Source organism: Desulfofustis glycolicus DSM 9705 (assembly GCF_900130015.1).
Taxonomy (GTDB): Bacteria; Desulfobacterota; Desulfobulbia; order Desulfobulbales; family Desulfocapsaceae; genus Desulfofustis; species Desulfofustis glycolicus.
The window spans coordinates 375,898-393,060 of sequence record NZ_FQXS01000001.1; the positions used below are offsets into that span (position 1 = coordinate 375,898).

Annotated in this window: 15 protein-coding genes; 14 read left to right on the forward strand and 1 reads right to left on the reverse strand. The window is 58.6% G+C overall.

Features of this window, described 5'->3' with window-relative positions; all coding sequences use genetic code 11:
- Positions 1-55: 55 nt before the first annotated feature.
- Together BUC26_RS01805 and BUC26_RS01810 are read left to right on the forward strand one after the other, a co-directional pair.
- Complete coding sequence (locus BUC26_RS01805) at positions 56-1,357, forward strand: ATP-grasp domain-containing protein (RefSeq protein WP_073373107.1); 1,302 nt, start codon at positions 56-58, stop codon at positions 1,355-1,357.
- On the forward strand, positions 1,354-3,378 hold the full coding sequence (locus tag BUC26_RS01810) for a CocE/NonD family hydrolase (RefSeq protein WP_073373108.1): 2,025 nt from the start codon (positions 1,354-1,356) through the stop codon (positions 3,376-3,378). The genes BUC26_RS01805 and BUC26_RS01810 overlap by 4 nt, the downstream gene beginning before the upstream one ends.
- A gap of 164 nt (positions 3,379-3,542) precedes the next feature.
- Here the strand turns inward: BUC26_RS01810 and BUC26_RS01815 are convergent, their stop codons facing one another.
- Positions 3,543-6,128: an APC family permease gene (locus BUC26_RS01815; protein ID WP_073373210.1), complete on the reverse strand. Its 2,586-nt coding sequence runs from the start codon at positions 6,126-6,128 to the stop codon at positions 3,543-3,545.
- Between the two features lie 505 nt (positions 6,129-6,633).
- Between BUC26_RS01815 and BUC26_RS01820 the strand changes: the two genes are divergently transcribed.
- The 12 genes from BUC26_RS01820 to BUC26_RS01880 all read left to right on the forward strand — a co-directional run bounded on the left by BUC26_RS01820 (position 6,634) and on the right by BUC26_RS01880 (position 17,063).
- Positions 6,634-7,635, forward strand: coding sequence for a zinc-binding alcohol dehydrogenase family protein (locus BUC26_RS01820; protein WP_073373109.1), 1,002 nt, complete (start codon positions 6,634-6,636; stop codon positions 7,633-7,635).
- Between the two features lie 61 nt (positions 7,636-7,696).
- The gene (locus tag BUC26_RS01825) at positions 7,697-8,428 is read left to right on the forward strand and encodes a hypothetical protein (protein WP_073373110.1); all 732 of its coding nucleotides are present in this window, start codon (positions 7,697-7,699) and stop codon (positions 8,426-8,428) included.
- A 1,113-nt stretch (positions 8,429-9,541) separates the two neighbouring features.
- Positions 9,542-10,945: a F0F1 ATP synthase subunit beta gene (gene atpD / locus BUC26_RS01835; RefSeq protein ID WP_073373112.1), complete on the forward strand. Its 1,404-nt coding sequence runs from the start codon at positions 9,542-9,544 to the stop codon at positions 10,943-10,945.
- Positions 10,935-11,327: a F0F1 ATP synthase subunit epsilon gene (locus BUC26_RS01840; protein ID WP_073373113.1), complete on the forward strand. Its 393-nt coding sequence runs from the start codon at positions 10,935-10,937 to the stop codon at positions 11,325-11,327. Before atpD ends, BUC26_RS01840 begins: the two co-directional genes overlap by 11 nt.
- Positions 11,320-11,634, forward strand: coding sequence for an AtpZ/AtpI family protein (locus BUC26_RS01845; protein WP_073373114.1), 315 nt, complete (start codon positions 11,320-11,322; stop codon positions 11,632-11,634). Before BUC26_RS01840 ends, BUC26_RS01845 begins: the two co-directional genes overlap by 8 nt.
- A gap of 84 nt (positions 11,635-11,718) precedes the next feature.
- Positions 11,719-12,024, forward strand: a complete 306-nt coding sequence (locus tag BUC26_RS01850; RefSeq protein ID WP_084540374.1) for an ATP synthase subunit I — start codon at positions 11,719-11,721, stop codon at positions 12,022-12,024.
- 127 nt (positions 12,025-12,151) lie between these two features.
- The gene (locus BUC26_RS01855; RefSeq protein WP_073373116.1) at positions 12,152-12,868 is read left to right on the forward strand and encodes a F0F1 ATP synthase subunit A; all 717 of its coding nucleotides are present in this window, start codon (positions 12,152-12,154) and stop codon (positions 12,866-12,868) included.
- Positions 12,861-13,139: a F0F1 ATP synthase subunit C gene (locus BUC26_RS01860; RefSeq protein ID WP_073373117.1), complete on the forward strand. Its 279-nt coding sequence runs from the start codon at positions 12,861-12,863 to the stop codon at positions 13,137-13,139. Before BUC26_RS01855 ends, BUC26_RS01860 begins: the two co-directional genes overlap by 8 nt.
- Before the next feature lie 4 nt (positions 13,140-13,143).
- Positions 13,144-13,956, forward strand: a complete 813-nt coding sequence (locus tag BUC26_RS01865; protein ID WP_073373118.1) for a F0F1 ATP synthase subunit delta — start codon at positions 13,144-13,146, stop codon at positions 13,954-13,956.
- Positions 13,949-15,520, forward strand: a complete 1,572-nt coding sequence (locus BUC26_RS01870; protein ID WP_073373119.1) for an alternate F1F0 ATPase, F1 subunit alpha — start codon at positions 13,949-13,951, stop codon at positions 15,518-15,520. Before BUC26_RS01865 ends, BUC26_RS01870 begins: the two co-directional genes overlap by 8 nt.
- Complete coding sequence (locus BUC26_RS01875) at positions 15,486-16,367, forward strand: F0F1 ATP synthase subunit gamma (protein WP_073373120.1); 882 nt, start codon at positions 15,486-15,488, stop codon at positions 16,365-16,367. The genes BUC26_RS01870 and BUC26_RS01875 overlap by 35 nt, the downstream gene beginning before the upstream one ends.
- Before the next feature lie 441 nt (positions 16,368-16,808).
- Positions 16,809-17,063: a hypothetical protein gene (locus tag BUC26_RS01880; protein ID WP_073373121.1), complete on the forward strand. Its 255-nt coding sequence runs from the start codon at positions 16,809-16,811 to the stop codon at positions 17,061-17,063.
- The last annotated feature ends 100 nt before the right edge of the window (positions 17,064-17,163 follow it).

Here is a 17,163-nt window from a genome sequence, read left to right on the forward strand (position 1 = left end):
TTTATTTTTTGCGCGGCAGAAACCCATCCCTAACATTTTATGCAGGGAGGGCGGCATGGTCGAGAACATCTTTGTCGCAGGCCTGGACAGTTTGCATCTGGCCCAACTGCAATCGTTGAAGAAAGCGGAGCGGTATCACTTTCACTCGCTGATTTCCTACGAGGAGATAAAGTGCGGCAAAACCTTTCCGGTCCGTTCCTTCGTCAGCCGCGCCTGCCAGACTCTGGAGGAATTTGCGGGCAGCGTGGACGGCGTGATCGGATTCTGGGATTTTCCGGTCAGTACGGTTTTGCCCTACATACGACAGCAGGCCGGGCTTGCAGGTCCGAGTTTGACTTCTGTACTCAAATGCGAGCATAAGTACTGGAGCCGCCTGATGCAGGCGGAGGTCGTGCCCGAACTAATCCCCGCGTTCAGGGTGGTCAACCCCTTTGCCAGCGACGCCGTCGAACGGTGCGACCTGCCGTTTCCCTTCTGGCTCAAGCCGGTCAAATCGGTGTTGTCTCACCTGGGGTTTCTGGTCCGCGACCGGATCGAATTCGCCTCCTGCCTAGAGACGATCAGGGAGCATATCGGCAGGTACGCCAGGCCGTTCAACTACATCCTCGGACTGGCGGATCTGCCTGATGAAATCCGATCCGTCGATGGCTTCCACTGTATCGCCGAGAGCTTGATCTCGTCTGGGTACCAGTGCACCCTGGAAGGATATGTGCTCGGGGGAGAAGTCGTAATCTACGGCGTGATCGACTCCATCAGGGAAGGAGGGGAGAACTGTTCGAGCTTTGCCCGTTATCAATACCCGTCCGCGCTGCCGGCCGCGGTCCAGGGCCGGATGGCTGCCGCCGCTGCAAAAGTGCTCGTGCGGGCCGGGTATGACGACGCCCCGTTCAATATCGAGTTTTACTGGAACCGGGCGAGCGACACCATCGCGCTGCTGGAAGTCAACACCCGGATATCCAAATCACATTGCCCGTTGTTCAAGATGGTAGACGGTGAATACCACCATGATGTATTGATCGATGTCGCTCTGGGCAGGCAGCCGCGCTTTCCCTATCGTCAGGGGGAGTATGGTGTTGCCGCCAAATTCATGCTGCGGCGGTTCCAGGACGGAATCGTCCGCCGGATTCCGGACCTCGACGCCATCGAGCGCCTGAAGCGCACATTCCCGGCCTGCGAAGTGACTATCAAGGTCAGGAGCGGCATGCGTTTATCCGATTTGCGCGACCAGGACAGCTACTCTTTTGAAATCGGGGAATTGTATCTGGGAGCGGACACTGGCGAAGAGCTCCTGGCTCGATATCGGCAGGCGTTGATAATGCTGCCCTTTGCCATCGAGCAGATCGAGGCGGCCGCATGAAGATCATCCGGGAGTTTCCCCACCAGATCAAGAAAATCGAGAATGTCTGGATACCGATGCCGGACGGCGTCAGACTGGCGGCGCGATTGTGGCTGCCACGCGGCGCCGAGACCATGCCGGTCCCGGCTATTCTGGAATACATCCCGTATCGCAAAAGGGATTCCACCCGCAGCAGGGATACCCAGATATACAGTTATTTCGCCGGCCATGGCTACGCGGGGGTACGGGTTGATATCCGCGGCAGCGGCGATTCCGACGGGATATTGTTGGATGAGTACCTGCAGCAGGAACTCGATGACGGCCTGTCCATCCTGCAATGGCTCGAGCGACAACCCTGGTGTAACGGCAGAATCGGCATAATGGGCATTTCCTGGGGTGGCTTCAACGGCCTGCAAATTGCCGCCCTACGTCCGCCGCAGCTCAAGGCGGTCATTTCGGTTTCCTCGACCGACGATCGCTATGCCGACGACGTCCATCATATGGGGGGCTGTCTGCTCGGGGACAATCTCTCTTGGGCCTCGACGATGTTCAGCTATAATTCCTGTCCGCCGGACCCGGCGGTTGTTGGCGGCCGCTGGCGGGATATGTGGTTTGCCAGGTTGCGGAGCAGCGGCCTGTGGCTGGAAAAGTGGCTTCGCCATCAACGGCGAGATGCCTATTGGCGGCATGGCTCCGTCTGCGAAGATTTCGCGGCCATCCAATGTCCGGTGATGGCGGTCAGCGGCTGGGCCGACGGTTACTCGAACGCGGTATTCCGGCTGATGGAAGGGCTTTCGGTACCATGCCGGGGGCTGGTCGGTCCTTGGGGGCACAAATACCCGCATGTGGGGCTACCGGGCCCGGCTATCGGGTTTCTCCAGGAAGCCGTGCGCTGGTGGGACACCTGGCTGAAGGGAAAAGACCGGGGTTTAATGGTAGAGCCGGCCGTGCGGGTCTGGATGCAGGAGAGCGTCGCCCCGACCACCAGGTACGACTGCCGCCCCGGCCGCTGGGTCGCCGAGGAGCACTGGCCCTCGGAGCGGATTGTCACTCGGGAGTACGTTCTGGCTGCCTCTCGGATGCTCGTCGCCCCGGGAACAGATCTGGGCGACGAGTGCTGCCGGCTGCAATCGCCGCTCGGCCTCGGGTTGTTCGCCGGCAAGTGGTGCTCCTATGCATCCGCCCCCGATATGCCCTATGACCAGCGCCTGGAAGATGGCGGCGCCAGGGTCTACGACTCTTATCCGCTGGAGGAGCACCTGGAGATTCTCGGGGCACCGCGGGTGGAACTTGAACTTGCCGCCGACAAGCCGGTGGCCATGGTGGCAGTACGACTTTCCTATATCGCCCCAGACAACAAGACCACCAGGTTCAGCTATGGCCTGCTCAACCTGACGCACCGAAACGGTCACCGGCACCCGGAGCCCCTTGAACCGGGCCGGCGTTACGTGGTTGCGGTTCCGCTCAACTACGTCGCCCAGGCGATCCCGGCCGGATATCGGCTGCGGGTGGCGGTCTCGACATCCTACTGGCCGATGGCCTGGCCGGCGCCGGAATCGGTCGGGGTCATGCTCTATACTGACAACAGCAGACTGTTGCTGCCGGTGCGTCCCGCGCGACCTGAAGATGGTGACCTTCGCTCGTTTGAACCGGCTGAAGGGGCGCCTCCCCTGCGGGTCAAAGTCATTCGTCCCGAGTATCACAACTGGCAGGTGATCAGAGATCTGGCGGCAGATATCTCCAAACTGGAAGTGATCAGCGACAGCGGCTGTCAGCGTATCGATGAAATCGACCTCACCATCAGCCGGAAAGCCAGAGAATGGTACACCTACCGGAAGGACGATTATGATTCGCTGAAAGGGGAAACACTCTGGGAACGAAGCTTCAGCCGGGGCGACTGGTCGGTACGCACCGTCGCCAGAACGGTGCTGACCAGTTCCCGGGACCATTTCTTTCTCCGGGCAGAACTCGATGCCCACGAGGGTGAAAAGCGGGTCTTCTCGGAAAATTACGATTACACGATAAAGCGGGAACTGGTTTGACCCGGCAAACCGCCACCGGTAAGAGACTCAACACTGCCAGCCCCAACCGGGTCGTCTCCGCTACTGCCGAAGCGTGACGCCGCCCGACATCACTTCAGGCTCCCGTGCGAGGCCTCGATGCACAGTGCGATCTCCGGGCAACCGATGCGGCGATTACCGGGGAATCAGTGCTGCTCCCCGCCAGCCGCCTCGCCTGAAGACTGATCCCCTTCATCGGAGAGCATCAATTCCTGATCTTCAAACGCCTCCCGGGCCTGTTCGGCCTTGAAGCGCATCCTCGCCGCTCGGCGACGCAACGCCGCGTGTTCTCTGACAGCGCGATCACGCTCGGCAGTCAGGTCGGCAACCCGGGCCGGATCACGGTCGATAGCCGGTCCGGTCAGAGCGGCGTGCAATATTTCCTCGGCGCGCTGAACCGCCTCTTCCGCCTCGCCAAGCTCTAGAGCCGTCTGCTCGGCAAGCCGCTCTTTTTCCTCGAGCAGATCCCTGGCCGCAGCCAGTGCCGCAGCGGTGCCCTCTTCCGGCTCCGCGCCGAGGTCGATATCTTTTGCGGCGGAAACCATCACCGTCGGGGGCAATTGCTGCAGCAGGGCCTCGGATGGACCATCAACAGGCAGGGCAACCAGGTCACCGTGAAAACGAAACGGCAGGAACACCAGCGTTGCAGATGCCGATGCCGCAACGATCGCCGCTGCTTCACGAGCCGCTACGAAAACTATTTCCGCATCTATTCTCGCGTCACGTAGTATTTCGTCCAGCGATTCCTGCTGCTCCTCCTGGGGGACCGACTCGCGGAAGGCAAGCACGCGCACCCGCGCCTTACGCCACGCCTCCGATCTCGTCATCAGGTAGGCGAACAGCAGCATCAGGTTTCCGGTCGCATCGGCGGACCACCAGACATCAATCTGCGAAGCTCCGGGCTCGGTCTCACGCAACCGTTCCCATGCGGGCGGCCGGGCATAGAGGATGGCGATATTGCATCCCAACTTGAACAGGTTTTTCAGCTGTCGGCCAAACAAAAACGTACGCAGGGCCAGACCGGTGGTATTCTGCGGATCCAGCCAGTTCAGCAGTATCGTGTTGGCCCGTAGCGGGCCGATACCGTGCGCCTGGAGCAGAGCCTGCACGGCGACCTCACTATCCGTGCTGATCAAAACCAACGGAAAAGCCGCCGGATTGTGCTCACGAATATCGCGACGCAACTGACTTTCCGCTTCATCCTTTCTTTTGGACATGAGCAGGCTTTTGCCTTCCAGCAGCGTCACCACGGTGGTCAAACCGCTGCCGCCCTCAAGCCAGCCGGCCAGCTGCAGCAGGCGCGGCCGACGTTCCGCGTCCTCGGAAAAAGCAAGGATCTGCGGTCGCCAGTCGCGGTGATGTTCTGGGGAAAGACCGGCTGCCAGCAGATTTTCGCGGACCCGCTGCAGGTAATGGGCGCGGCGACTGTCAGCCCAGCGCGCCGGGTCGGCGGTTCGCCGCAGATATTGATAAATCGCGAACAGAATGGCAATTGCAAGCACCCCGGTAAACGGATCTATCGCCAGCATGACGCCGAGGCAGGCCAGGGCCCCGGCCAGGCTGAGCCGCTTGTCGAACCACTTGAATGTAGGCCTGAACGACGGGCTGGCAGCTCTCGCCTCGTAATAGGTAGCGTAGTTGAGCAGGCCGTAGGAGATCAGGAAAAACATCGATACCACCGGCGCGATCAGGTTGAGGTTTCCCAGAGCGATGGTAAGAAAGGCAATACCCGCCGCCAGCAGCACGGCCCGGCGCGGATTGTCCGCCGGTCCGGAACCAACGGCAAAGGGTGTCAGTACCGGAAATATCTTGTCCGCCGCCAGCGACTGCAGGATTCGTGGTGCTCCGAGAAATGAGGCCATGGCGGAAGACAAGGTGGCGGCAATCACACCGACGGTGATCAGCCAGGGGACCCAGGCAACGCGGTTCATCGCCGTATAATCGGCGGTCAGTTCCGTACCGCCGAGCGACCCGGCAAAGATCAGGGACGCCCCGAAATAGACGAGCATCGACACCCCGACCGCGAGAAACGTTCCGAGCGGCAAACTCCTCCCGGGGTCTTCAAGATCGCCCGACATACTCACGCCTTGCGTGAAACCGGTTACCGCCGGGAAGAACAAAGCAAAAAGTACCCAAAACGACATGCCATCGGCAGGGGCCGACCAGTTGGCCTGAAAGACCTCGGCATCCCACCGCAGCCAGCCGCCGACGAAAAACGACACCAGGGCGGCAGCAAGCAGTGCCATGACCACAAATTGAAAGCGGGTCGCCCAGTCGGCACCCAGCCAGGCAAAGATGAACAGAAAGGCGACTGCCGCAGCGGCGACAATACGGGGGGAAACCGACGAAGCCGGCAACAGCGTCGTTGCCGCCACAGCCTCGCCGAAACCGATGCAATAAAAGGCGATCGATACCGCCTGTGCCAGGAACAGGACAATGCCGATGGCGCCACCGAATTCGAGCCCCAGCGTGCGCGAGATCAGATAATAATCGCCACCGCCTTTGACCTTGAGATTGGTGGCGATCGCCGACAGCGATACGCTGGTCAGCACCGAGATCAGATTCGCCAGGCCGATAATCAGCAAAGCCCCGAGCAAACCCCCGCTGCCGACCACATAGCCGGCGCGCAGGAACAGGATGATGCCGAGAATGGTCAGGATGCTCGGGGTGAAGACACCGGCGAATGTCCCCAGGCTTGGGCCCTTCCGGTCGACTTCCGATGTTTCTGCCATGGCGAGCACCAATTGACGGAACGTAAAGAAGCGAAGGCCACCCGACGGTCCTGGTCACTTCCTTGGACATGGGACCGTGCTCGAACATCTACCGATTTCGCTTCAGGCAATCGACGGGACGGTTCCGACGATGACGTCCACCCCATTATACATCGCCGCACCCCTTTGTAAAGCAACGGGGTCAGCGGAAGAGACCAGCTCGACAACTATCCGGGTCAATCGCGCAGCATACCGGAAGAACCGAAAACGTTAGCAGTCGGCGCCGTTGAGCAGCTCAGTGCCAGGAAGATCCACTGTTCGATCTGCTCCTTCCCAATGGCGGCGTCGTACACGGCAACAACGTTGTCTCCACCTCGCCGAGCTGCACCGGCATGACAAACGGGGAGCAGGGAATAGGCGGGGTATTTGCTTTATCGCTGCCGGGTACTATTGTTGAATGAACGACGGTCTGACAACCGATCAAATCACATCGATATTCTGCAAATCATCGAGACCGGAGAGCATTATGAAAGCCATTCTCGTACAGTGCGGAAGCGCTGCCCAGGACAGCTCGGCGTTTACCGTCGTCGAGCAACCGCTGCCGGAGCCGGGCCCCCGAGATCTGCTCGTACGCGTCCAGGCCATCGGCATGAACCCGGTGGACACCAAGGTCCGCATGCGGACTGATGGGTTCAACGTGCTCGGCTGGGATGCTGTCGGCATTGTTGAGAAAACAGGGGAGCAGGTGCAAAAATTTTCTGCCCGGGACCGGGTTTTTTATGCCGGGGATATTACCCGGCCCGGCTGCAACAGCGACTACCATCTCGTCGACGAACGGATAGCCGCCCCTGCGCCGCATTCATTATCGTTAGAAGATGCGGTGGCAATGCCGTTGACTTCGATCACCGCCTGGGAATCACTGTTCGAGCGACTCGAATTCACCGCCCAGGCAGGCGCCAATAGGGGACGGAACATACTCATTATCGGCGGAGCCGGCGGCGTCGGCTCCGTGGCGACGCAACTGGCGCACTGGGCCGGCCTCACGGTATACGCAACCGCCTCCCGCTCGGAGACGGTCGACTGGTGCAAAAAAATGGGGGCGGACCAGGTTCTGAATCACCGGAACAACCTGTTCGAGCAGCTGCGGGCCACGGGAGCCGGAGCGGTGGACGCCATCTTCTGTACCACCCAGATGGAACAGCACTGGCATGGCATGGCGGAATGCATTCGCCCGCACGGACGGATCGTGTTGATCGACGACCCGGTCAACCCGTTGGACATAACCGTCTTCAAGAAAAAAAGTGTCAGCATCTCGTGGGAGTTCATGTTTACACGATCGATGTTTGCAACCGGCGACATGGGCGAACAGGGAAAAATTCTCGAAACGGTCGCGGGCCTGCTCAACCAGGGTGCCATCGTCACCACCAGACGGAAAACCTGGACAGGCCTGACGCCGGAAAATATCCGGCACATGCATCTCGAGCAGGAGAGCGGCACGATGGTTGGCAAGCAGGTTCTCCTGTTCTGAAGCATATCTCAACAGGGGTTGGCCCCTTTATTCTGATCACACATTGCGGGGGAAATCGGAAATGTTCCAGGCCATCTGCCATTGTACGATCTCTTTGTTTCTGCTCCTGGCAGTATCGCTCAATTCGGCCGCAGCCGCACATTCCGAAACAATCCGGATAGAGGGAACTACCTTGTATTTCACAGGAAAAATTGAACAACACACGGCTGATGATCTCTTTGAACAAATCAAGGGAAAATCAATCAGAAAACTGGTCGTCTCCTCGTCAGGCGGAGAAGTGATGGCTGCAATGGATATCGGTCTCTGGATGTTCGAAAATTCCATCGACATCGAGATCGACCGGATGTGCTTTTCTTCATGTGCCAATTACCTGTTTACTGCAGCCAACCACAAGACCATCCCTCCAGGTTCGGTCGTGGCCTGGCATGGGGACTTGAGGCAGCTAGATGTCACTCCTGAAGTGTTGGCGGAAAAAATACGGGAGGTAGCGGAAGAGTCCTCCGCTGAGGCCGTTGGACACCTTGTCGAGTCAATGCTGATATACCACCAGGACGGTATCAGGAAGCAGGACGCCTTTTTTGAAGTCATTGGCGTGAATCCAGACATCTGCTCGATTGGGGTCGAATACGGTGCTGAAGATTTTTTTATTCTCTCCGTTGCGGACATGGCATCATTCGGCGTTGACGACATCGCCGCCGCCGCGGACTATCTCCAGACCGACCTCTCCGAGTTCAACAGATACGTTCCGGTAGCTGCTGTAAAGCTGGACGCCGGCCTGCAACCGGCAGACTAAGAGATTCGCGGACAGGCTATGTGCGGAGAGAAAAGCAATGTCATGCCCGGCGCACAAACGTCCATGAGACGGTGCCGCCACTACCGAGATAGCGTTCAGCGAAGACCAGACGAATGACCTGCATTCATCGGCCGGTAGACTTCATGATACCGTGACCGTTACCGTTGACTGACGTGAAGCGATTACACGGAAGTGCCCGGCTCATTGCCACCGAACGGTAGAATTGCCGGCCAGCCCCGGGATATGTTTTTTGCGGGACAGCCGTTCCATAATAACTCCTCTGCCAGGAGGGGAGGCTGCCTGTCGCCCTTTGTCAGACCTGGCTCGGAAGATACCGAACGGCGATCAGCGCCAGTCTTCCAGGGGGGGTCGGCCAACCAACCGCCGGCCGCCACCGTCACGAGAAAGATAATCAGGAAATACCAGAAAAAACTGCGCCGCGATCGGCCTCTCCGGATGAACCAGCCTGCAATCAAGCTGATGAACAGGGCTACGATCAGGGGAAAAAAGGCATCCGGTACGATCATGGGTAAACCTCTCCATTGTTTTTCGCTTTATGTTTCGTCCCCCACGATGCAGGTCTTGCTCCCAGGAACAAACAACCGATAGTAATGTGAACCATCCTTCCGTAAAGCAGCGTTGTTGAGATAACGTCCTCCTGGTTGGCGGTATTTCGATACTTCTACAGGCACTCCCCGATATAGAGCCTGCTCTGAATAGTCTCCATTGCTCCCGGCAACAAGACAGAAGAACGAGTCTTTGCGGTAAATCCCTGTATGACGGTTACCGTTTCATCTCCAGATATCTCAAATACCATGCCAGAGTACTGTCCCCCTGCTCCCTCCACCGCCGAGAGCACATTGTTCCGATAGCCCCTGTCTGTGATCGTCAGAAGCCGCGATACCGGTATTCCCGAGAAACGGGACGCTGTCCTGTAAAACTGGACGAAAATCGTCGGAATCCACCCCGGTTACCGGCCGTCCGTTTCTCAGTCAGCAGCAGAAGACCGTCTCCAGTGGCTGGCATGTTTTTTGAATAGTTTCAACATATAAAGGTGCCGGGATGGCTGGCACGTGTCTGCCGTAACTGGTCCCCAGTCAGGATTCAACCGCAATGCATCAAACAAAACTATCCTCCAGTACGGTAAAACAGGGACATGTCACCGCGGTACGAGGCAGCGTTATCGATGTCAGCTTCCCGCATGCCGTACCGGATATTCACAACGCCCTGCGTGCCGGCAAAGAAGGCAAGATCGTTATCGAGACGCTCATGCATCTCGACAAGCACACCGTGCGTGGCATCGCCCTGACCCCCGTCCAGGGGCTCGGGCTCGGCAGTCCCGTGATCGACAACGGAACGGGCCTTCAGGCTCCGGTCAGCCGCAAGGTGCTTGGTCGCGTATTCAACGTTTTCGGAGATGTGATAGACGAGGGCGAGCCGCTGCCGGATCTCCACCGGCAGCCGATACATCGCCTGCCGCCCCCCATTGAACAGCAATCAACCACCTCCGAGATATTTCCCACCGGCATCAAGGCCATCGACCTGCTGGCACCGTTGGAGCGAGGGGGCAAGGCCGGTCTATTCGGTGGCGCGGGTGTCGGCAAGACCGTTCTGATCATGGAAATGATCCACAATATGGTGAGTGAGCACCAGGGAGTGAGCCTCTTCTGCGGTATCGGAGAACGCTGCAGGGAAGGCGAAGAACTCTACCGGGAAATGATCGAGGCCGGTGTCATCGACAAAACCGTCATGGTCTTTGGCCAAATGAATGAACCACCCGGCGCACGTTTTAGGGTGGGACATACGGCGCTGACGATGGCGGAATATTTCCGGGACATCCAGAAGCAGGATGTCTTTCTGCTTATCGACAACATCTTCCGGTTCATTCAGGCGGGCATGGAGGTATCGGGGCTGCTCGGTCAACTCCCTTCTCGGCTCGGCTATCAGCCGACTCTGGCGACTGAACTCGCCGAGCTCGAGGGACGAATCTGCAACACCCACGCCGGTAGCATCACTTCGGTCCAGGCGGTGTACGTGCCGGCTGACGACTTCACCGATCCCGCCGCGGTGCACACCTTCGGGCACCTCTCCTCCTCCATCGTGCTGTCCCGGAAAAAAGCGAGTGAAGGATTGTATCCTGCCATTGACCCGCTCCAATCCAGTTCCAAGATGCTGGTTCCTCATATCGTCGGCGAGCACCACTACCGGGTTGCCCAAGAGATTCGCAGAACATTGACCGAATATGAGGAATTGAAGGACATAATCGCCATGCTCGGCATGGAAGAACTCTCCCGGAACGACCGCCAAACCGTCCTGCGGGCGCGACGGATCGAACGCTTTCTGACCCAACCATTCTTCGTGACCGAACAATTTACCAGCCATTCCGGACGCACTGTCGGTTTGCAGGAAGCCTTGGATGGCTGCCGACGGATTCTCGCCGACGAATTCGCCGATCAGCCGGAAAAAAATCTCTATATGATCGGGTCCATCGACGAGGCGCCAGGCAATGAAGCTTAAGGTCCTGATTCCAAACGAAATCTTGATCGACGAACCGGTCTCCAAGGTGGTGGCGGAAGCGACCAACGGCAGTTTCTGCTTGCTGCCGCGTCACCTCGACTGGGTTGCGCCGCTCGCCGCCGGCATTCTCGCCTTCGTCCCGAAAGGACAAGAAAGCGAAGTTTTTTTGGCAGTTGATGAGGGAATATTGATCAAGGTTGACGACGAGGTCCTGGTCTCCTGCCTCGATGCCGTAATGGGTCCGGAACTGCATCGCCTGCGGCAGGTAGTGGACGAACGATTCAAACGTCTCGACAACCAGGAACGGCGCAGCCGCAATACGGTCGCCAAACTGGAGGCTGGCTTCATCAGACGATTCCTGGACATACAGAAATATGGCTGAAAAACGCACAGAAGAAAAAAGCCGGGAAAAACACCGTTCGCTGCTACACTTGATCGACAGCAAACAGGAACGGAAACTCCGCGCTCGCCGCAACTCCGGTGGAGACGTCTGGTTCGGGCTCGGGATGTTCGGCCTGGTCGGCTGGTCGGTAGCTGTCCCGACCCTACTCGGCATCGCTCTCGGGGTCTGGCTGGATGGAAAACTCGAAGACCGCTTTTCCTGGACTTTGATGTGCCTCGTAGCGGGAGTGGTGCTCGGATGCCTGAACGCCTGGTTCTGGGTCCAGCGGGAAGGCCGACATGATTGAGAGCAGGCCCGATCATCCAGGCCTCGGGCCAGTGGCCGGCGTGGAGACGCCGCGAAACCAAAACGAAGCAGGCAGGGGAACGCAATGATAGTGATGTATTCCACCCTTATTGGCGCCGCTGCTGGTTTCCTGGCGTCCACCGCCTACTTTGGCGGACTGTGGTGGACCGTGCAGCGGCTCTCTGCCACCCGTCGAGCCGGCTGGTGGCTCCTCTTCAGTTTCCTGGCACGATTCCTGCTTTTTACAGGTTGTACTGCTTTTGTCTTCGCCATCGCTCCCAACCCGGTCGCCGCACTGCTCGGCCTTTTGGCCGCATTTGTCATGGTGCGCGAGATCGCGAAGAAAAAAATCGGCACTGAACGGCGCATCAGCCTTAAGGTGCAGCGCTGAGCGCGAATGGTCGCACCTGCGGTTTTTCGATATATTTGCAGTTCCCGATGGCCCGGCGGCAAACCGGCGTTGTCCGGTCATGTCCCCGGCATCCCGGCTCCTGGCCGGGTAACATAAAGGCGGCAGTATGGACATCAAAGATATCAGTCCCGATCAGGTCCTCTATTGGCAGTGGGAGTGGCTGAACCTCAATGCCACCATTGTCTTCACCTGGCTGGTGATGGTGCTGCTGGTCCTGGCCTCGATTCTGATCACCCGACGGCTCTCCGCCGGCCTCCGGATGAACCACTGGCAAAATTTTCTCGAAATCATCGTCAATCAAATGTCACGGCAGATCGAGGAAATCGTCCACCAGGATGCCGCTCCCTACCTGCCTTTCATCGGTACCCTCTTTCTGTTCATCGTCGTCTCCAACACACTGGCGGTGGTACCTGGATTCATCGCCCCCACCGCCTCACTCTCCACCACTGCCGGACTGGCCCTTGCGGTCTTCATCGCGGTGCCTCTTTTTGGCATCAGGGAACAGGGACTGCGCGCATACATCGGGCTCTATCTGAGTCCGACCCCTTTCATGCTGCCCTTCAACATCCTTGGGGAGTTATCCCGAACCCTCGCGCTGGCGGTACGTCTATTCGGCAACATCATGAGCGGTACCAAGATCGTTCTTATCCTGCTCTCCATCGCACCGCTGTTCGTGCCGGTGCTCATGCACGCACTCGGACTGCTGACCGGCCTTATCCAGGCCTATATATTCGCCATCCTGGCCGCGGTCTATATCAGTTCAGCCACCCGCGCACGCCGGGAAAAAGAGGAACAATTCAAACAAGGAGCTTCCCATGGATAGCCTTGCACTCATCGGCATGGTTTCGGTGTTCACCGCCGGTATCACCATCGCCATTGGCGCCATCGGCCCGGCCCTCGGCGAAGGCCGGGCGGTGGTTCAGGCGCTCGCCTCCATCGCCCAGCAACCTGACGAAAGCGGCACCATTACGAGAACCCTCTTCGTCGGACTGGCGATGATTGAGTCCACCGCCATTTATTGCTTCGTCGTTTCGATGATCCTGATCTTCGCCAATCCCTTCTGGGATTACTTCATCACCAAGGCAGGGGGATAGACCGGTGTTGGTAGATTGGTTTACCGTGTTCGCTCAGATAGCGAACTTCCTCATTCTGATGGTCCTGCTCAAGATCTTTATGTACGACCGGATCATCTCCGTTATGGAAAAACGGCAGGAGAGCATCGACGAGGAACTCAGGCAGGCCGCAGAAAACAGGGAAAAAGCGAAAACCGAAGGTGATGCACTGGCAAGCGAGCGCCGGGAACTGGAGAAGAACAGGGAGCGGCTAAATGCCGAGGCAAGAAAAGAGGCCAAGAAACGCCGGGAACAGGAACTGGAGGATGTGCGCGCCGAGATCCAGGCGCTTCGCAAACGCTGGCACGATGACCTGGCACGGGAGAAGCAGAGTTTCTTTCACGATCTCCGAAAACTTGTCGGCCGGGAAATGGTGGCGATCGGCCGCAGGTTCTTCTCCGATCTTGGCGAGGAGCAACTCGAACGTCGCCTGGTCGACCGCTTCATTACCCGACTAGCCGATCTCAAGGATCAGGAAATTGAACGTTTTCTCGCAACGCTCGACGAAAACCAGCATCGCGTGACCGTTCGCAGCGCCTTTCCTCTCGGGGAACAGGAGCGCCGGGATTTGGAGCGGGAGTACGAACAGGCCTTCGGCCAGCGGGACGATTTCCAGTATGAAAACACTCCGGAAGTCATCCTTGGCATCGAACTCGAAACCGGCGGCGTCAAGATCTCCCTGACCTTGGCCCACTATCTCGCCTCTCTGGAAGAGCGGCTCGTCTCCCTGCTCGCAGAAACACAACCGGAGGACACTGACCAGCCCGATGAAAACACCGAGGAACGAGTCGATGCCTGATTCTCTGCACCAACACCTCCGCAAAACGGCATCAGCGCTTGCCGGCGCCAGGGAGGCGATCCCCTCCTCGCTTCAGCTTCGCGAAGTGGGCACCGTCCATTCCTGCGGCTCCGGGATCGCCATGATCCGCAACCTGCGCAACATTGTCATCGATGAACTGCTCAACATCACCGGCGGTGGTCGGGCGCTCGCCTTCAATATCGACCAGGAGTTCACGGGCGCCGTGCTCCTTGATCACGCCGGCACGGTCCGCGGCGGAGCCGAGGTCACCGGTACCGGGCGGGTGATGGATTTCCCGGTTGGTGAAAAGCTGCTCGGACGCCTGGTAGACGCCAGAGGGGCGCCGCTTGATCGGAGGGGATCGATCGGTGCCGAAGAGCGCTGGCCCGTGGAACGGCCGGCCCCGGGAATCATGGACCGGGACCCGGTCACCGTTCCCCTGGCCACCGGACTCAAGGTAATCGACGCGCTGATCCCCATCGGCAGGGGCCAGCGGGAGTTGATCCTGGGCGACCGACAGACCGGGAAAACCGCACTGGCCGTGGACACCATGATCAACCAGCGGGACCAGGATGTGCGGTGCATTTACTGCGCCATCGGCAAACGCGCTTCGGCCGTCGCACGGGTAATTGCCGATCTCAAACAGTACCAGGCACTCGATTACTGCACAATCGTAGTGGCAACCGAGGATGACCCGCCAGGACTGCAATTCATCGCGCCTTACGCAGCCATGACCCTTGGCGAATTCTACATGGCCTCAGGCCATGACGTGTTGCTGGTCTTCGATGACCTCACCCGCCATGCCCGGGCCTATCGGGAGCTTTCCCTGCTGCTGCGCAGGCCCCCCGGTCGCGAGGCCTTTCCCGGTGACATCTTCTACATTCACGCCCGCCTCCTCGAACGTTCCACCCACCTTCGCGATTCTCTGGGTGGCGGCTCACTCACCGCGCTGCCGATCGTCGAAACCGAGGCCCAGAATATTTCTGCCTATATCCCGACCAACCTGATCTCGATCACCGACGGTCAGATATACCTGTCGCCCGATCTCTTTCAGAAAGGGGTCCTGCCGGCGGTTGATGTCGGCAAATCGGTCTCACGGGTCGGCGGCAAGACACAACTCGCCGCCTATCGGGCGGTCGCCGGCGATCTCAAGCTGGCCTACAGCCAGTTCGAGGAACTGGAGGCCTTCTCCCGCTTCGGTACCCGCCTCGACGAGGAGACCAGGCAGACGCTGCGCCGCGGACGCCGGGTGCGGGCGGTGCTGAACCAACCGCAATATAGTCCGCTGCCGGTCAGCCATCAGATAGCTGTTCTTGCCGCAGCCAGCCAAGGGGTTTTCGATTCAATCGCGCCCGAACAAGTAGCGGAAACAGAACAACGCATCCGCCAGGCCTTTGACCGCCAATTCGAGACGCTGCGAAACAAAATCGACCAGGGAGAAAAACTCTCCGAAGAGGACATGGAATCCCTCGCCGGCATGGCCAGGGAGCAGATCCCGGAACCTCCGGACCAGGAAGGCAAGGAAAGCAATGCAGACCATTCAGGACCTGAAGAAGACCATTGACAGCACCGAGGACCTGCAGTCGGTGGTCAAGACCATGAAGTCGCTGGCGGCGGTGAACATCCGCCAATTCGAGCGGGCGGTTGAATCGCTGCAGGATTATTATCGCACGATCGAGCTGGGACTGACTGCCGCCCTGTCCTCGACAACAGTACTGCCACGGGAGCACCAAGGCCGGGCCAGGCGACACGGGCAGGGACTTGTCGTGTTCGGTTCAGACCAGGGAATGTGCGGCCAGCTCAACGAACAGGTAGCTTCCCTGGCCATGGAAACGCTGGATCATTCCCCGGACAAGCAAACAGAGGCCCGCTTGCTCGCAGTTGGCGAACGCGTGGCCGTCCGGCTCGAGGACGCCGGCGGCCAGGTCGCCGGCTATCTTCCGGTACCCACCTCGGTCACTGCCATCGGCGGGAAGGTCCGGGAAATTCTCGAGGTAATCGATGAATGGCAAGCTGATCACCAGCTCGAACGCGTCTTCCTGCTGTTTTGCGTACCGACGAGCGGTAGCCGCTTTGAAGCAACCAAAATGCGGCTGCTACCGTTCGATCGACAATGGTTTCTCCGCTACCGGCAGGTTCAATGGCCCACCCGCAACCTTCCGCAATTTTCGGCTCACTGGCCGACCCTGTTCACCTCGCTGGTCCGCCAATATCTCTTCGTCTCTCTGTTCCGCGCCTTCGCATCATCGTTGGCCAGTGAAAACGCCAGTCGTCTCGCCGCAATGCAGGGAGCGGAACGCAACATCAAGGAAAGACTGGAGGAATTGAGTGCAGACTACAACCAGTTGCGCCAGATGAGCATCACCTCTGAACTGCTGGATATCGTCTCCGGATTCGAGGCACTCCGCTGATGGAGCATCGGCCGCAAACCGAAAAATCGGAACCGTGTCAGAGCGCAGGACTATCGGGAGACCGCATCGTACTCGACCAGGTCACCCCCCACTTTTCCCGGAGTTACCATCCCGGTGTAGATTGTCTGTCACACTTATTTGTTCGCTGTCCACGAACGTTGCCGCGGGTCTGATCATACCCGACAGCGCCAGAGGGGTTCTGGCACAACTCCTGCATCATTTTCAACGAGCGCCGACCTTCCCGCATGGAGACCCGGGCGGCGCGAGCAACAGCGTAGTGCAAACCGAGAGACCGTCCGGGCCCGGGAGAAACCACAGGCGACGGCATCGCTGATGGAAAGATCGAGCGCTTTTGATTTGTGACAGCCGGCTTACCGGTGTTACTCGATAGTATCGAGGCAGCGGCAGAACGTGGCTGCCTTTTTCAGCAGAGAGGTAGATATGTACGACAAACATGAATTGTGCAAGAAGATAGCCGAAATCTATCCCGACATCGGCGAATGTGGTATCGGTATCGAAGTCGACTACAGTGACGATAAAAACGTCTGGATCGTGCACCTGAAAAAGGGTGAGCATGAACTTGACCATCACCTGGAGATCGCCGATGCGGATCGTTGCATGGACGGTGAGCAATGTGTGGGCCTCGGCCTGGAAATTGCTCAGCTGAAAAGCAACATCAAAGGACAGCAGTTCTGATCCGCACCGAAACCGCTCTACGGTGATGATGCGCTTTCCAGCCCGACAAAGCATTTTAATCGTTTGCAATTACTTTTTTTGGGGACTCAGTCTTCCCGAA